Origin of the sequence: Elizabethkingia sp. YR214, assembly GCF_003058195.1 — a bacterium.
GTDB lineage: Bacteria > Bacteroidota > Bacteroidia > Flavobacteriales > Weeksellaceae > Elizabethkingia.
This window is the reverse complement of sequence record NZ_QBUH01000007.1, coordinates 54,956-71,297: the sequence shown is the minus strand read 5'-3', so window position 1 is coordinate 71,297 and position 16,342 is coordinate 54,956. Positions and strand designations below refer to the sequence as shown.

Genomic DNA, 16,342 nt, shown 5'->3' with positions numbered 1-16,342 from the left:
CCGTCATCCCCGTGAAAGCCTTATTTCTCGTAAAAAAGTTATCCACATTTATACCTAAGTACCTATGTTTACGCTACTTAAGACATGGACATTGTTAGAAAATGGCTAATTACGTACTATATATTAAACACTTATTTTTTTTTGCCTGAGTTAAAGCACTTATCGGTTAAACAATTTAAAATTATTCGCAAAAATATTTTTCGTGTAACAATCTGGCTTTCTATACTACCAATTAGTAAAACTCGTGAAATGATTACAATTGAGAATCTTGAAAAATCTTATGACACCGGAAAAAGCAAACTTCATGTTCTGAAAGGGATCAACCTGAATATTAAAGAGGGTGAGTTTGTATCTATTATGGGGTCATCCGGCTCAGGAAAATCTACTTTACTTAATATTATAGGAATATTAGATGAGGCTGATTCAGGAGTTTATGAATTGGCAGGAGTTCCCATTAAAAATCTTAACGAGGTAAAAGCAGCAGACTACAGAAGTAAATTCTTAGGTTTTATTTTTCAGTCATTCAACCTGATCTCTTATAAAACAGCATTGGAAAACGTAGCACTGCCTCTCTATTATCAAAATGTTTCCAGAAAGGAAAGAAATAAAAAAGCACTGGAATATCTGGAGAAAGTAGGTCTTGCTCAGTGGGCAGATCACCTACCCAGCGAACTTTCCGGAGGACAAAAACAGAGGGTAGCTATTGCAAGAGCCCTTATTACTAATCCAAAAGTAATTCTGGCGGATGAACCTACAGGTGCATTGGATTCCAAAACAACATACGATATTATGAAGCTACTGCAGGAGATTAATAACGAAGGAAAAACAATTGTAGTTGTAACCCATGAACCTGATGTTGCCGCACAGACCAAACGTAATGTTGTCCTGAAAGATGGCGTTATTGAAAGTGACGAATTTATTAGACAATTAGTGTTAGAATAATGAATATATAAATATAAATGTGGATAAGTGAATCTGACAATAAGATGATTGTCCCTCACTTCCAACTAATAAGCTTTATTCACTATTAACATACAAAATATAACAAAATATGTTCGATATAGACCGCTGGCACGAAATATTCAGTTCTATCCGAAGTAATATACTCCGGACGATTTTGTCGGGAGTAACTGTCGCTTTAGGACTCTTTATTTTTATTGTTCTTTTTGGTATTGGTAACGGATTACAAAATTCATTTCAAAATGAATTTAACGGAGATGCTGCAAACCTTATTACGATATTCAGCACACAGACATCCAAACCTTATGCAGGGATGCAGTCCAATCGTAAAATTATCATGCGGAACAGCGATTATAAAGAAATTACCGATAAAAATAAAACTCAGATTGAATCTGCTGCCCCACGCTATAGTGCCAATATGATGGTAAAATACGGAAAAGAAAGTGGCAATTATCAGATTTCCGGTACCAATAACGACGAAATAAAAATAGAAAACAGACTTGTTACAGATGGCAGGTATATTAATGCATCGGACGTAACACATCAGCAAAATGTTGCTGTAATTGGTCGATTAGTTCAGAAAGACCTCATCAAAAATGGAAGTCCTATAGGTAAAAGAATCAATATTAACGGTACTAGCTTTACTGTAGTCGGAGTATTCTCTGATAACGGTGGCGACTGGGACGAACGTATGATTACTGTTCCGGTAAGTACTTTACAGATGATGAAAAAAAGTTCGGATACGCTGAACACTATTTTCGTTACCTACGACAAAAAGATGTCTACCCAACAAGCTATTGATCTGGGAAATGACATAAAAAAAGACATGAAAAGTAAGCACCGTATAGACCCAGCGGATGACAATGGTATTATTGTAAGGAATAATGCTGAAAACATGAAAGATACCTTACAGTTTATGCTTGTTCTAACTGTTATTGTAGGGGTTATTGGTGGCGGAACACTAATCGCGGGAATCATCGGGATTAGTAATATTATGGTGTACATTATCAAAGAGCGAACAAAGGAAATAGGTGTAAGGAAGGCTATTGGTGCCAGACCAAACAGTATTGTGGCTCTTATATTACAGGAAAGTGTGGTGATCACAGTAATTTCCGGGCTTGTTGGTGTATTATTCGGTCTATTAACACTTAATATGTTAGGAAATAGCCTGGAACCATACTTTATAAAAGAGCCAAAAGTAGGCACAGGAATGGTAATTTTCGCCTTCTTATGCCTTGTAATTGCAGGTGCTATTGCGGGATTTGTTCCGGCTTACCGTGCCTCCAAGATAAAACCAATTGAAGCATTACGAACAGAATAAAACCCTGACAAAGTGAAATTATTATTTAGTTTAGATACATGGCAGGAGATTTATTACTCCCTGCGCAATAACAAACTCAGGACTTTCCTTACCATGATTGGTGTTGGATGGGGTATGTTCCTGTATGTAAGTCTTCTGGGAGCCGCTAAGGGTGTAGAAAACGGATTTAATAAGGCTTTTAATGGCTTTGCTACCAATTCCATTTTTATGTGGGCACAAAGCACTTCTATTCCCTATGGGGGATTTCCAAAAGGAAAATTAATGAAGCTGCATACCAACGACATAGAAATGTTGAAAAATAAAGTTCCGGGCATTAAGTACATTTCACCACAAAACAGTCGTGGAGCACGTTTTGGAAAACCCGAACCATTAGTACGCAACGGAAAAAAAGGCAATTACGGAATCACCGGGGATTATCCTATCGGAGATGCCATCAGTAAAAAGAAGCTAACATTCGGGCGATATATCAACGATGCCGATATATCCGGCAACAAGAATGTTGTAGTTATCGGAAATGAGGTATATGAATCTTTTTTCGATGCTAAAAAAAGAGAAAATCCAGTTGGTAAAACAGTAACAATAAAAGGAATATATTTTACGGTTATTGGAGTTTTTAAAGTGGCTACAAATGGTCCGAGAATGGAAAGCAATGATATGGTGTTTATTCCTTTTACAACATACAACAAGATGTTTAATAATGGAGATGTTGCCGAAATGTTTGCTGTTGTAGGAAAAGACAATGCAGATCTTGCTCAGATAGAAGATAATGCAAAAAGAGTATTAAAAGAAAAATACCATGTCTCTCCTGAAGATGAAAATGCCTATGGAAGCTTTAATCTGGGGAAAGAATTCAAGAAGCTAACAGGCTTTCTTACTGGAATGCAGTTTCTTACCATTATTGTAGGAACACTTACTATTATCGCGGGGGTTATTGCTATTTCCAATATCCTTCTGATTACGGTGAAAGAACGTACAAAAGAGATTGGTATTCGCCGGGCATTGGGGGCCAAACCTTCGGAAGTTCGTAACCAGATCCTATTGGAGAGTGTCGTTATTACCCTTAGCTCGGGTCTTATTGGTTTCTTCCTGGGTATATTCCTACTTATGGGAATTAATGCCATCACGGAAAACAATGATTCATTCCCGTTTTATAATCCGAGTGTTAATTATTCCAATGTATTCTCTGCCATGTTTGTGATGGTATTTCTAGGACTGATTATTGGACTCATTCCGGCACAAAGAGCAGTAAGAATAAAACCTATTGAAGCATTAAGAACAGAATAAATAAAAAACAATATATAATTTATAACCTACCACAATGAAAAAGCTCAACTTCAAAAAAATCATTTATATCATCTTAGGAATTATCCTATTGCTGGTTCTTTTTAAAGGTATCAGTTATATGATCTCGTCCAATTCTGCAAAGGAAGAAGCCTTCTTAACGCGCAAACCTACAATACAAACACTGGAGGATAAAGTGCTTGCAACGGGTACAATTGTGCCGCGCAGAGAGGTTGAGATAAAACCAAATATTCCTGGGATTATAAAATCTATCCACGTAAAACAAGGAGATAAAGTAACAGCAGGACAATTAATCGCCACAATTAATGTTGTACCTAGTATTTCTGAAATGAATGCTGCACAACAGTCTATAAAGGATGCTGAATTGCAGATTGGTAATGCTAAAATTACTTTAAACAACCAGCAAAAACAGTACGATATGCAAAAAAGGCTTTTTGCACAAGGTGTAATTTCTAAACAAGAATATTACAACGCTGAACAACAATATAAAGGAGCAGCACAATCTGTATCGATTGCAGAACAACAGTTAAGAACTGCCGAAAAACGCCTTCAGATTGCCAGAACCGGATCTACACCAGAATTACAAAGCCTGGCAACAACTCAGGTTCGTTCCAAGCTTAATGGTACTATTCTGGAAATTCCTGTAAAAGAAGGAAGCCAGGTTATTGAAGCAAATAATTTCAACGCCGGAACAACGATTTGTACTGTCGCTGACCTTAATTCTCTTATTTTTAAAGGTACCATCGATGAAGCACAGGCCGGAAGATTAAAAGAAGGAATGGATATGAACATCATCATTGGAGCTCTGCAAAATAAAACTTTCCCTGGAAAGCTAACATTAATTGCTCCTAAAGGAAAAGATGAAACAGGAAGTATTAAGTTCCCTCTGGAAGCAGATGTATTCAACCCTAATAACGAGTATATCCGTGCAGGGTTCTCTGCCAATGGTGAGATCATTATGAATAGTCAGAAAAATGCTCTTCTTTTGGATGAATCACTTATCCAGTATGAAAAACAAAATAACAAAGACAAAGCTTTCGTAGAGGTAAAACAAAAAGACGGTAAGTTTAAAAAAATATATATAACTCTTGGTGCTAGTGATGGTATCAACGTACAGGTTCTTTCTGGTATCACTAAAGATTCTGAAATCAAAGTATGGAATCCTTCTGAAAAGGATAAGGAAGAATTAAAGCAGAAAAACGCTAAATAAGTTTAAATTAGATATTGTTAAAAGAAGCGCCGCAGACTTTGTCTGCGGCGCTTCTGAATTATATAATCAGATAATTACTTAGTTATCGTTCTTTGTATCTTCTGACTAAATAGCCATTTTAATAAATCGGGCTCTGCAAATGCCGAATCCCAGCTGTTATGATTTGCTTCGGGATATAAAGTATACTTTACCTTTACTCCGTTCGATTTCATTGCTTTTACCATAGTATCTGAAAATTCTGAAGGCACTATATCATCTTTTCCACCATGAAAAACCCACCAGTTTGTAGCTTTCAGATTAGAAGCTGTGGATGGCTCTGCCCCACCACATATTGCGATAGCCCCAGCAAATACTCCGGGCTTGCGGTTCACCAGTTCAAAAGTCCCCATACCACCCATACTAAGCCCCATAATATAAATTTGATCCTGCTTTATATTATACTGCTTTTGCAGGTTTTCAAAAAGGCCGGATAATAATGACATCGCATTTGTTGGAGCATCATTATTGGTGAAATAAAATGTTCTTTTTCCAACATCATCGGATACGATTTGTACATTGCTCCAAAAAGAATCCTCAGGACATTGTGGAAAAACTACAATTGCCGGGAAATTTTTCCGATTATTATCATTCAGAAATAACTTTGCCCCATGGGTCAACTGCTTCTCATTATCATTCCCACTTTCTCCTCTCCCATGTAAAAAAATAACCAACGGATATTTTTTCCCTGGATCGAAGTTTTCAGGTAATAATACTCTATAAGGCAAAGTCTGCTCTCCTTGTGAAAATCTGAATTTCTTGAACAATGAAAAATCCTGAGCAAAAAGAAAATTTACCCATATTAATGCTAAAACGAAACCTATCTTTTTTATCATATCTCAAAAATATAAAAAAGCAGCTTTTCAGCTGCTTTTTTTATTATTTATTCCAGTTTATTTTCGCATGTTTCACATCATGAGAATTTGTTCCTATCATAATATCGAATTCTCCAGCCTCCCAATCATACTTCAGTTCCGAGTTATAAAATTTCAGATCTTCTGGTGTAATCGTAAAGCTTACTTTTTTAAATTCACCAGCCTTTAAAAACACTTTTTGGAAACCTTTCAGCTCTTTTACCGGACGTGTCACCGAGCCTACCATATCACGAATATATAGTTGCACCACTTCATTTCCGTCGTATTTACCATTATTTGTTAATGTTATACTTGCTGTTAACTGATCGTTACCACTTAGCTGCGTTTTACTCAGCTGTACATCGGAATATCCAAATGAAGTATAACTCAAGCCATAACCAAATGGGAAAAGCGGTGTATTACATTCATCTATATAGTTAGATCTGAATTTCTCGAATTCACATTTATCCGATTTGTCATCGCTTAGTGGACGACCTGTATTTTTAGCATTGTAATAGATTGGCACTTGTCCTACACTCCTTGGGAATGTCATTGGTAATTTTCCTGATGGATTTACTTTTCCATACAATATATCTGCAATTGCATAACCAGCCTCGCTTCCTGCAAACCAAGCATTAACAATAGCATCAGCCTGCTTATTCTCATCATTTAACACCAACGGACGTCCTGTAAAGAGCACCATCACAATTGGTTTTCCTGTCTTTTTAAGCTCTGCCAATAAATCTTTCTGAGCCTGAGGAATCTCTATATTCGCTCTGGAACTCGATTCTCCACTTAGTTCAGCGGTTTCACCAATAGCCAATACTACAACATCTGCTTTTTTAGCGGTTTCAATAGCTTCTTTCAACAGTGCTTCTTTAGATCGGCTATCTCTGTTGGATACTTTACCAAACATCGTCGCTTTCTCTTCCATTTTAGCATCATAGAAAACGTTACTTCCTTTTGCATAAATGAAATTGACACCTTTTACAGTTTCTTTAAGACCTGTCATTATAGAAACAGCATCTTTTGTACGGGAAGCTACACTCCAGGTTCCGGTCATGTTCTCATTATTATTGGCTAAAGGTCCAATAACGGCAACTGTTCCAGACGCTTTCAGAGGCAGAATTTGCTTATCGTTTTTAAGCAAAACCATGGATTGAGCTGCTATATTTCTGGCTTCTTCACGATTGGCTTTATTGAAAACTTCAGTCTTAGCTCTCTTTTCATCGGTATATCGATAAGGATCATCAAAAAGTCCCAGATCATACTTAGCCTCCAGAATTCTTCTGGCTGCAGTAGTAATTTGCTGCTCAGTTACCTTTCCTTCATTCATAGATTTTTTAAGTGTCGTTAAGAAACCTTCACCTACCATATCCATATCAATACCTGCATTCATTGCTAAAGCCGATACCTGTTGCAGATCTCCCATTCCATGCTGAATCATTTCATTGATTCCGGTGTAATCCGTTACAATAAAGCCATTAAAGCCCCATTGCTTGCGCAGCACATCATCCATCAACCACTTATTACCTGTAGCCGGGATACCATCTACTTCATTAAACGAAGCCATTACAGAACCTACTCCGGCATCTACAGCAGCTTTATATGGCGGAAAATACTCGTTGAACATTCTTATATGGCTCATGTCAACTGTATTGTAGTCACGTCCTCCTTCCGGCGCTCCATACAGTGCAAAATGTTTTACACATGCCAGTATCGTATTTTTAAGAGACAAGTCTTTTCCCTGATAGCCATAAACCATGGCTTTTGCAATCTGACTTCCAAGGTACGGGTCTTCTCCCGATCCTTCAGAAACCCTTCCCCACCTTGGCTCTCTGGAAACATCTACCATTGGTGAGAATGTCCAGTTAATACCATCTGCAGAAGCTTCCTGTGCTGCAATCTGTGCAGATCTTTGGATAAGATCCATATCCCATGAAGCAGAAAGTCCTAACGGAATCGGGAATGTAGTTTCGTAACCATGAATAACGTCCATTCCGAAAATCATTGGAATTTTTAGACGGCTTTTTTCTACAGCTACTTTCTGTACATCTCTTATTTTGCCAACCCCTTTTATGTTGAATAAACCTCCTACTAGTCCTTGTTCAATTTTTTTACCTATATCTGAACTTTGAGCCTGTCCTGTTGTAAAATCACCGGATGACGGCAGGTTAAGCTGACCGATTTTCTCATCCAGTGTCATTTTCGCAACCAGCTGATCAATAAAAGCTTTCTTTTTAGCATTATAAGCTGTTGTCTGAAAGCTCTGCACCGGCTGATGAACTAGCTGTTGTGCAGGAAACAACGGTGCTAAAATGAACCCGGCTATAATCGTTAATTTCTTCATATTACTTTATTTTTTCATTATGTTCTATTGTCTCAAAATAGAACATTAAAAACTCAGACCAATTTACAAATTTTTATTTTACTGCTTTTCTTCCTTTCAAAGGGTATTTTGAAGTAGTAAATCCTAATTTTTTCAAACCCTGTTGAATCTCCGGAGCGTTCATAAAAAGCTTCCAGATTAATCCGGAACGATAGTTCTCCAACATCACAACTTCCGGTCCCTGATCTATCGCCAGATACCATTTGGCAGTCCAGTTGTACTGAGGACTTAGTGCATCATAGAACCCCGCTAATCCCCAGGAATCAGGATAGTTTTCATACAGGTTACGTATGAAAGCTATAGACTCTTTGGGTGTATATACAATGGAACTAATAGCTGCAGTAGGAGAAACAACACCCACATCATTTCCCGGCATATGCGCATTATAACCTGTACTTCCGTCCTCATTTCTGGAATAAGATGCTGTTAATCCCCAGAAATTCTTCCCATAAGCCTTATATGCCTTAGGGTTTTCTACAGCATAGGAATAATTGATCATAGAATGATCGTAATTCAGTTTCTGATAGTCCGCATACTGATCTTTTAATCCGTTCGGATCCAAACCAAGGTAGGAATAATGAGCCCAGAATAGTGGTCCTCCCATTTTTTCGGCACCATTATGCTTCAATACCAATGGAAAATTATAAGCTACATTATCGGAAATAATTTTACCACTACGTGCCCAGCCCTTATCATATACCTCTTTACTTATGGTATGGGTAGGAGATGAAGCGGCCATTACATAAGTAATTAAACATTCATTATAACCTTCCAATTTGAAGTTCATATCCCATGCATAACTTGGGGACCAGTGCCAGTAAAGAGCATCTTCACCACCCTTTGTGTACCAATTCCATTCTATACCTTTCCACAATCTATCATACTTACCAGCCAAAGCTTTTTCTTCAGCTGTACCATTTTTAAAATACTCTCGTACAACAAGAAAGCCCTGTGCCAAAAACGAAGTCTCTACAAGGTCTCCACCGTTATCTTTAGTTCCGAATGGTTTTACTTTTCCTGTTTCACCATCTATCCAATGAGACCAGGCCCCATGAAATCGGTCTGCTTTTGTCAGAAAACCTGCTATTTTATTTAGACGTTCTACAGCTTCTTTTCTCTTAATATAACCTCTGTTTGTTGCAGAAATAATAGACATTAGTCCAAATCCAGAACCTCCGGTAGTAACAATATTTGCATCACGATCCGGATAATTACCATCAGGATGGTAACGCTCCCTTGCCATGCCTGAATGTGGCTCGGCAAAATCCCAGAAATACCGGAAAGTCTGTCGCTGAACTTTATCCAGTAACTGATCATCCGTTAGCTTTTTAGCATCTGGTTTCTTATTAACAGGACTTTGGCTACTGCAGGTAATCCCTGCAATAGCCAAAGTGAATATTAATATGTTTTTAAACATCATTAGTAACCTGGGTTTTGAGTCAGAACATTCTGACTTTGTGTGATCGCATTAAACGGTATTGGAAACAATTCATTTTTACCTGCTTTAAATCCATAAGAAGCTAAAACAGTTGCCGCCTGACCTGTTCTCACAAGATCTACAAAACGGTCTCCTTCCATTGCTAGTTCAACTCTGCGCTCATGCCAAATTGCAGTCCTTAATCCTGCCTGAGATGAAGCCGTTGTATCTCCTAATTTTGCTCTGTTTCTCACTTTATTCAGAGAAGCCTGGGCTGCACCTGTATTCCCTAATTCATTTGCAGCTTCAGCATTGATCAGAAGAATTTCAGCAAATCGTAATACTCTGATATTCTGTACAGATCCCTGACCGCATGTTGCATTTTGATCTGCTTTAGGAACATAAGCTTTATAGCTGTATGTATCTACAGAAAGCGGATCTCCTTTCTTAATCAGATCTCCTTCCGGAGTTGTCTGCCCTTCTCTAAGTATTGTAAATTGTTTTCTGATATCTCCTGGCTCAAAGGCATCTTCTAAAGCCTGTGATGGAGTAAAGAACCCCCATCCGAACTGATTTCTTACACCTTGTACTTCTGCATACTGACTCCCTCCATATTGTGCACTACATGAGCAATCAACTTCGAATACTGATTCTGGTCCAAATTCTCCTTTTACACGGAACAAGTGATTAAAATCAGGATCTAGAGAATATCCCATTGCCATTACCTGATTTGAAGTATCATAAGCTTTCTGCCAGTCTTTTTTATACAAATAAACTTTTGATAATAAACCTAAAGCTGCTCCTTTTGTCGCTCTTCCTAAATCAGAAGCACCATATTTATCAGGGAGTGCCTGTGAAGCACTTAAAAGATCCGATATAATAAAATTATACACCTCATCCTGAGTATTTCTTGGTTTATTATAATTCTCCTGAAGGCCATCGAAAATAGGAACTCCACCATAAATTCTCACCAAGTTAAAATAGAAATAAGCTCTAAGGAATTTAGCTTCAGCAATCAATCTGCCTTTCATGGTAGCATCCATATTAATTTCAGGTACCCTTGTAATAACCTGATTAGAACGTGAAACAGCCTGCCATTGTCCTGTCCAGTATCCTTCTACACCACCATCACTAGCTGTATAGGTAAATTGGTCGTATGCATTAATAAATGAAGCATCTCCGGGATTAGAACCTTTGATTACATCATCTGCCGGCACACCAAATATGAACTGATAAGGAAATGCTGAGTTTTCCCAACCTCTTAAAAAGCTATAGATAGCATTGGTTGCCTTCAATGCGTCATCCTGTGTCTTGAAGAAGGCAGATTCTTCAGTCTGACCTTCAACTGGTATATCTAAAAAGCTGTCGTTCTTACATCCTGCGAGAAACGAAACAACCGCTATTGACAAAAATATTTTTTTCATGATCTTTAATTAAAAGGTTAGGTTCATACCAAAAGTATAAATCGCCGAAATCGGATAGATATTATTATCAATACCCATCTGTACTCTGTCACTGTTCATAATCTCCGGAGAGAATCCATTGTATTTGAAGCTTGTCCACGGGTTTTGTGCACTGAAATACAATCTTAGTTTCTGAACAGATAGCTGCTTTGTAAACTCTTTAGGCAGTGTATAACCTAATTGAATATTTCTGATTCTGAAGAAACTTCCATCTTCAACATAGAAACTACTTGGCAATATAATTGCCTGATTATTTGTTGTCATTGGATAAGAATTGGAAGTTCCTGCCCCCTGCCATCTGTTTTTGTAGAAATCTAAATCCCAGTTTTCGTTTCCGTAACGCTGTTCTCTGTTGTAATTATAAATCTTATTACCCTGAACCCCCTGGAAATCCATTGAGAAATCGAAATCATATACGCTAAGATTAAACCCAAAACCATAAGTATATTTTGGAATCGGACTTCCTAAGAACGTTTTATCTCTGGCATCAATAACACCGTTTCCATCTAAGTCTGCAAACCTGAATCCTCCGACTGCAGCATTTGTCTGCTGTGGAGCCCCATTGATATCAGATTGATTCTGGAAAACTCCTGCAACCTGATACCCATAGTAAGATCCTACCGGCTGCCCGGCTTGCAATCTTATAATAGTACTGCCAAATAAGTGTGCTCCCGGCTCATTAAAAGAATCTAAATAAACACTTGTTATTTTATTTTTAATGGTTGTAATATTTGCATAAACACCTAATCTGATATTTTCACTGATTTTAGTATCATAATTTACAGAAGCTTCAAAACCTCTGTTGTTGAATGAGTAAGCATTGGTTACAAAATCATTCCAGTTACTTGCGCCTGAAATTGAGGGTTGATTGATAGCATATACTACATTTTTGGAATCCTTATCAAAATATGTTGCTTCAATTTTTAATTTATTATTTAACAATGCCATTTCTACCCCAACATCACGACCTGTTGTTGTTTCCCAGTCAATATTAGGATCAACAATCCTAGTTACAGTTTCAGCAGGATTCCCTATACCTCCGAAGTAAGCTCCGGAGTTAATGATGGTTGTTAACTTATCATAATCTCTTCGAACATCAGGGTTACCCAATTTACCCCAACTGGCTCTTAACTTCAAAAGATTGAAAAGGTTCTGATTACTCATAAAGCCTTCTTTGCTAATTACCCATCCAACACTAACAGCAGGGAAAGTTTTAAATCTGTTATTAGAGGAGAAACCTGTAGCACCATCTCTACGGATAGAAGCATTTACTAAATATTTACCCGCATAATCGTAGTTTAATCTTCCAAATAAAGATTCGATACGGTTTTTATATGGTACCATATCTACATCTTTATTGGATGTAAAGGTTACTAGATCTACTCCATTAGAAAGAACAAGATCTCTGTCATGGCCAGTATAAGGTATATCAAATACCTTACTATAAACACCATGATAATAATTTTGGGTACGCGAGAAACCTCCCAAGACTTCTAAATGATGTTGGTTAAAGTTCTTTTTCCATGACAAAATATTATCCCACACATAGCCCTCTGTTCTTGTATCTCTTGTAATTAAGTTGGATCTTGTTGGAGTTTGATTAGGATTATAGTTATTAATTGCATTATACTCATACTTATATGAATTTGTATGATCTATAGTATAACTTACTTTAAAACTAAAATCTTTTAAGAACTTAACCTCTGCCCAAATATTATTTAAAATACGATCCTGCTTTTCTTTTGATCTGAGTAAATCTAGTGTTGCTCTAGGATTAGCTAATGAAATTAAAGAAAAAGGATCGTAATTACCTGTAGATGGATTTACAGGGTAATATACGGGTGGTGCTCCATATGCGGCTAACAAAGGATTACTCGCAATATTAGTATTTATATGCGACCATGTAAAGTTATTTCCAACGGAAATATTATTATTAATTTTATAGGTAAGATTAGCTCTTGTATTTAGTCTTTGGAAGTTATTTCCAGAATTAACTCCTCTCCCTGCGGCAAGTGTTCCCCCATCATCCAGATAGCCAATACTCGCAAAGTAATTCAGTTTTTTAGCCAAAGTTCCAGATGCTGAGAAATCATTCGAAGTAATAAATCCGGTTTTCAGCACTTCATCAAACCAATTAGTGTTGGCAGGATAATTTGCTCTTGAAATAAATTTGGTAGGATCAGTAACGCCTTCATTTCTTAGCTTTTCATTATAAAGCTCTACATACTGATCAGAATTAGTCATTTTAGGAACATTCGTTACCGTTTTAACGCCTATATAAGAGCTAAAATTGAATACCGTTTTATTTTTTCCCGATTTTGTTTTGATAATAACCGCACCATTACTAGCTCTGGCACCAAAAATCGCTAAACTGGATGGATCTTTCAGGATACTCATTGATTCTACATCCTGTGGATTAAGGAAAGAGATATCGTCCGTAATCATTCCGTCAACAATAAATACTGTCTTTCCGGAAAGGGAACTAATTCCCCGAATATCTACTCTGGGTGATCCTCCGGGAGCTCCAGAATTCTGAATCTGAACCCCGGCAACTTTTCCCTGAATGGAACTAATTGGATTGGGGTTAGGTTTATCCGCAAGATCTTTGGCACTAATTACACCAATACTTCCGGTAACATTTTCTTTCTTCTGACTACCATAACCAATCATAACTACCTCTTCGATAGTCTTTTCCTTGGTTACAGTATCACTTTTTTTGGTTTGAGCATGTACGTCGGCACTAAAATAAAATGCCGCTACAAGGCACGAAACCTGTAACACTTTTTTGTTCATACTAATACTTCTTTACTTTAACTTACATTCAATTGTCTCCAAAAAAGACTATATCAAATATATATTAATTTCTCTTAACATTACAACAACTTTTTTTAACATTTTATTATAAAAAAATAAAAACCCCTTAAAAAAGGGGTTTTATATTGTTCTGTAAGCCAAATAATTAATGTTCCACTCTGAGGGTTCTCTTGCGAAGAAGCAGTACCAGATTAAGGAATATAAGAAGAAAGTCTAAAGTAATCCAGATAGCTTCTGTAACTGTATCATTAACATAAGCATTCACCTTTTTGACTCCTAGATCGGACAAACGTTGACTTTGATTGATATAATTTCGTACCTCTACCAGTTGGTCTTCATTTTTGTTCACAACAGTATGTTGTGAAAAGTAAACCAACTTTTTCTTTCCAATGAAGCCCATTAACCAATATTCATCAGAATTTTTTACATTAAAATATTCTATTCTGTAATATCCGGATCTGATTGTACCTAAATGGTTAATAACATCTCCTGCATCCGGGCCTTTATTAATTCTTACCGTATAAAAATCTATAGGTTGCTGTAAATTATTGATAATCTGAACTGATAAAGAGTTATCCGTAAGTCTTGGAAAGCTCTTTTTGAAAAACCACCAACTAAAGAAAGCAATACCTCCGATAGTAATAACCCAGCGAAGTATCTTTATAGAAAGAGCCAGTCTTCCTGTTCGTATTGTGGATAACAATAACGAAAGACACAGGAATATAAAGAGTATTATGGTAATAGCGTACATCATAATTTTCAACAAAAATAAGATTTTCTACGGAATAGCTCTATACTACAGCATTCCATTCGTCATAAAATTGCTGTAGGAAATTTTCCATGTATTGGTGTCTTACTGTTGCCATTTCTTTTCCTTTTTCAGTATTCATAAGGTCTCCCAACAATAGAAGCTTCTCATAAAAATGGTTGATTGATGTTCCGTTGGACTTCTTATACTCTTCTTTGGATAAGTTTAGTTTTGGCTCTTCTCCAGGGATATAGATAGGATTATTTTTAAATCCTCCGAAATTAAAAACTCTTGCAATTCCTATTGCACCGATAGCATCCAAGCGATCTGCATCCTGAACCACCTGCAATTCTATTGGCTTTTCTTTTGGCGCTTCATTTCGGTTCTTAAAGGATATATTTCTGATAATAAAGATTACCTGTTCAATAGTATCTTCGTCTACATTCTGACTTTCTAAAAAAGCTTTTGCAGTATCCGGACCTATGTTTTCATCACCGTTATGAAATTTGGGGTCTGCGATATCGTGTAGTAATGCTCCTAATTCTACAATTTCTATGTTACATTCTTCTGCCTCGGCAATCTTTTTAGAAAGTTTCCATACTCTTTCAATATGGAACCAATCGTGCCCCGCCTCTGCTCCTTCTAGTTTTTTCTTTACAAACTCAATTGTTTTAGAAATTAAATCGTTCATGAATTAAATTTTATTGTTTGATTTATCAATTACCGGGAATAGAAATTTTGCTGTTAAAACAAATTAAAAAAACTTATACTTTTTCAACACCTTAGTAAAAAGCTATCTAACAACAATATTAAGTGTGTTTAATTAAAAGCAAATTCTAATGGTTTAAGGTTAGATTTTAAAATCCATTTAGACCACAACAAATATACATTGTAGCCCTGAAAAAAACAGAATATAACGATTAGAAAATTGTGTGGTTATGTTATTTCATTCAGGATAATTTTCCACAATTTCCGATTATAACTTCGGAAAAAATTAATGTGTCCAATTTCTCCTTTTTCGGATTCGGATACTTTTATCAGTCTGTAGGTAGGCTTCATATTCGGGTAAGTATCATTCAGCAGGCTCTTAACTCCTTTTTCTGTCAGCCATACATCATCCTCTGCACGAATTACAAAAACTTTATGGTTGAAATTCTCGGCAAAGCTTTCTGTACGTTCCAAGAGTTTATTCGTAGATTTTTTATTTAGAATTAATTTTCTCCAATCGAAAGCATTTCCTTTTGGCAAGCTTTCTCCCAGCCCAAACCATTGCGCCGGAAAATAACCGAATAATCTTGTAATTAAAGGTTGTACAACTCCAAAGCCCAGATAAGCCTCAATTTTGGTCTTCCATTTAAGATTTCCAACGTATGCATTCTGGGTTCCGACAAAAATAAATCTCTCAAATATTTCTGAATCAGCATTCATTCCTAGTATCAGAGCACCCACAGAATGCCCCAAACAGTATTTTTTATAATCAGAAAAGTTTTCTTTGATATAAGCTGTAATAATTCCAAAGTCCTCTTTACCCCATAAAACAGCATCGGAATTGAAGTTGCGCATATCCGAAGGTTTAGAGAGTCCTATCCCTCGATAATCATAGGTAATAACAGTAAAAGAATTTTCGGCAAAATATTGGGCAAAAGCAAAATAAACCTGCTGCTTCACTCCTGTTGCAGAATTAATCAGTAATAATTTGCCATTACTTTTATCGGATTGAAAAAGATGAGCTATAATATTGACGCCATCCCGGGTTTTCAGAATTACTTCCTTCATATCGTTTGTAAAAGAAAAAATCCACTTAAAGGTGGATTTTTATTCTCAATAT

The 16,342-nt window shown here is 36.6% G+C and carries 12 protein-coding genes; 4 read left to right on the top strand and 8 right to left on the bottom strand.

All coding sequences use genetic code 11. The features are described 5' to 3' along the window. The first annotated feature begins 249 nt into the window (after window positions 1-249). From C8J95_RS14600 to C8J95_RS14585, 4 genes are all read left to right on the top strand, one after another. Complete coding sequence (locus C8J95_RS14600) at window positions 250-942, top strand: ABC transporter ATP-binding protein (protein WP_107809492.1); 693 nt, start codon at window positions 250-252, stop codon at window positions 940-942. 109 nt (window positions 943-1,051) lie between these two features. Next, window positions 1,052-2,281, top strand: a complete 1,230-nt coding sequence (locus C8J95_RS14595; RefSeq protein ID WP_107809491.1) for an ABC transporter permease — start codon at window positions 1,052-1,054, stop codon at window positions 2,279-2,281. A gap of 93 nt (window positions 2,282-2,374) precedes the next feature. Further along, on the top strand, window positions 2,375-3,565 hold the full coding sequence (locus C8J95_RS14590) for an ABC transporter permease (protein WP_107809490.1): 1,191 nt from the start codon (window positions 2,375-2,377) through the stop codon (window positions 3,563-3,565). Between the two features lie 34 nt (window positions 3,566-3,599). Further along, window positions 3,600-4,793 (top strand): efflux RND transporter periplasmic adaptor subunit, encoded by a 1,194-nt coding sequence (locus tag C8J95_RS14585; protein WP_107809489.1) that lies wholly within the window; start codon window positions 3,600-3,602, stop codon window positions 4,791-4,793. Between the two features lie 74 nt (window positions 4,794-4,867). Here the strand turns inward: C8J95_RS14585 and C8J95_RS14580 are convergent, their stop codons facing one another. From C8J95_RS14580 to C8J95_RS14545, 8 genes are all read right to left on the bottom strand, one after another. Beyond that, on the bottom strand, window positions 4,868-5,665 hold the full coding sequence (locus tag C8J95_RS14580) for an alpha/beta hydrolase-fold protein (protein ID WP_107809488.1): 798 nt from the start codon (window positions 5,663-5,665) through the stop codon (window positions 4,868-4,870). 43 nt (window positions 5,666-5,708) lie between these two features. Continuing rightward, window positions 5,709-8,033: a beta-glucosidase BglX gene (gene bglX, locus C8J95_RS14575; protein ID WP_107809487.1), complete on the bottom strand. Its 2,325-nt coding sequence runs from the start codon at window positions 8,031-8,033 to the stop codon at window positions 5,709-5,711. A gap of 73 nt (window positions 8,034-8,106) precedes the next feature. Continuing rightward, window positions 8,107-9,492: a glucoamylase family protein gene (locus C8J95_RS14570; protein WP_107809486.1), complete on the bottom strand. Its 1,386-nt coding sequence runs from the start codon at window positions 9,490-9,492 to the stop codon at window positions 8,107-8,109. Beyond that, window positions 9,492-10,913: a RagB/SusD family nutrient uptake outer membrane protein gene (locus C8J95_RS14565; RefSeq protein WP_045183559.1), complete on the bottom strand. Its 1,422-nt coding sequence runs from the start codon at window positions 10,911-10,913 to the stop codon at window positions 9,492-9,494. Before C8J95_RS14565 ends, C8J95_RS14570 begins: the two co-directional genes overlap by 1 nt. A gap of 9 nt (window positions 10,914-10,922) precedes the next feature. Beyond that, window positions 10,923-13,745, bottom strand: a complete 2,823-nt coding sequence (locus tag C8J95_RS14560; RefSeq protein ID WP_107809485.1) for a SusC/RagA family TonB-linked outer membrane protein — start codon at window positions 13,743-13,745, stop codon at window positions 10,923-10,925. Window positions 13,746-13,911: 166 nt separating this feature from the next. Then, window positions 13,912-14,520 (bottom strand): hypothetical protein, encoded by a 609-nt coding sequence (locus C8J95_RS14555; protein ID WP_255412825.1) that lies wholly within the window; start codon window positions 14,518-14,520, stop codon window positions 13,912-13,914. 37 nt (window positions 14,521-14,557) lie between these two features. Further along, entirely contained in the window at window positions 14,558-15,205 is a 648-nt protein-coding gene (locus C8J95_RS14550) for an HD domain-containing protein (RefSeq protein WP_107809484.1), read from the bottom strand. Window positions 15,206-15,450: 245 nt separating this feature from the next. Further along, window positions 15,451-16,290 carry a serine aminopeptidase domain-containing protein gene (locus C8J95_RS14545; RefSeq protein WP_107809483.1) on the bottom strand — a complete coding sequence of 280 codons (840 nt, stop codon included), beginning with the start codon at window positions 16,288-16,290 and terminating at the stop codon, window positions 15,451-15,453. Window positions 16,291-16,342 lie beyond the last annotated feature (52 nt).

Excerpts from the sequence above, each read along its gene's own strand:
- C8J95_RS14565 (WP_045183559.1), bottom strand. The coding sequence starts at position 10,913 with ATGAAAAAAATATTTTTGTCAATAGCGGTTGTTTCGTTTCTCGCAGGA.
- C8J95_RS14570 (WP_107809486.1), bottom strand. The coding sequence starts at position 9,492 with ATGATGTTTAAAAACATATTAATATTCACTTTGGCTATTGCAGGGATT.
- C8J95_RS14545 (WP_107809483.1), bottom strand. The coding sequence starts at position 16,290 with ATGAAGGAAGTAATTCTGAAAACCCGGGATGGCGTCAATATTATAGCT.
- C8J95_RS14590 (WP_107809490.1), top strand. The coding sequence starts at position 2,375 with ATGATTGGTGTTGGATGGGGTATGTTCCTGTATGTAAGTCTTCTGGGA.
- C8J95_RS14580 (WP_107809488.1), bottom strand. The coding sequence starts at position 5,665 with ATGATAAAAAAGATAGGTTTCGTTTTAGCATTAATATGGGTAAATTTT.
- C8J95_RS14555 (WP_255412825.1), bottom strand. The coding sequence starts at position 14,520 with ATGATGTACGCTATTACCATAATACTCTTTATATTCCTGTGTCTTTCG.
- C8J95_RS14595 (WP_107809491.1), top strand. The coding sequence starts at position 1,052 with ATGTTCGATATAGACCGCTGGCACGAAATATTCAGTTCTATCCGAAGT.
- bglX (WP_107809487.1), bottom strand. The coding sequence starts at position 8,033 with ATGAAGAAATTAACGATTATAGCCGGGTTCATTTTAGCACCGTTGTTT.
- C8J95_RS14550 (WP_107809484.1), bottom strand. The coding sequence starts at position 15,205 with ATGAACGATTTAATTTCTAAAACAATTGAGTTTGTAAAGAAAAAACTA.
- C8J95_RS14585 (WP_107809489.1), top strand. The coding sequence starts at position 3,600 with ATGAAAAAGCTCAACTTCAAAAAAATCATTTATATCATCTTAGGAATT.
- C8J95_RS14560 (WP_107809485.1), bottom strand. The coding sequence starts at position 13,745 with ATGAACAAAAAAGTGTTACAGGTTTCGTGCCTTGTAGCGGCATTTTAT.
- C8J95_RS14600 (WP_107809492.1), top strand. The coding sequence starts at position 250 with ATGATTACAATTGAGAATCTTGAAAAATCTTATGACACCGGAAAAAGC.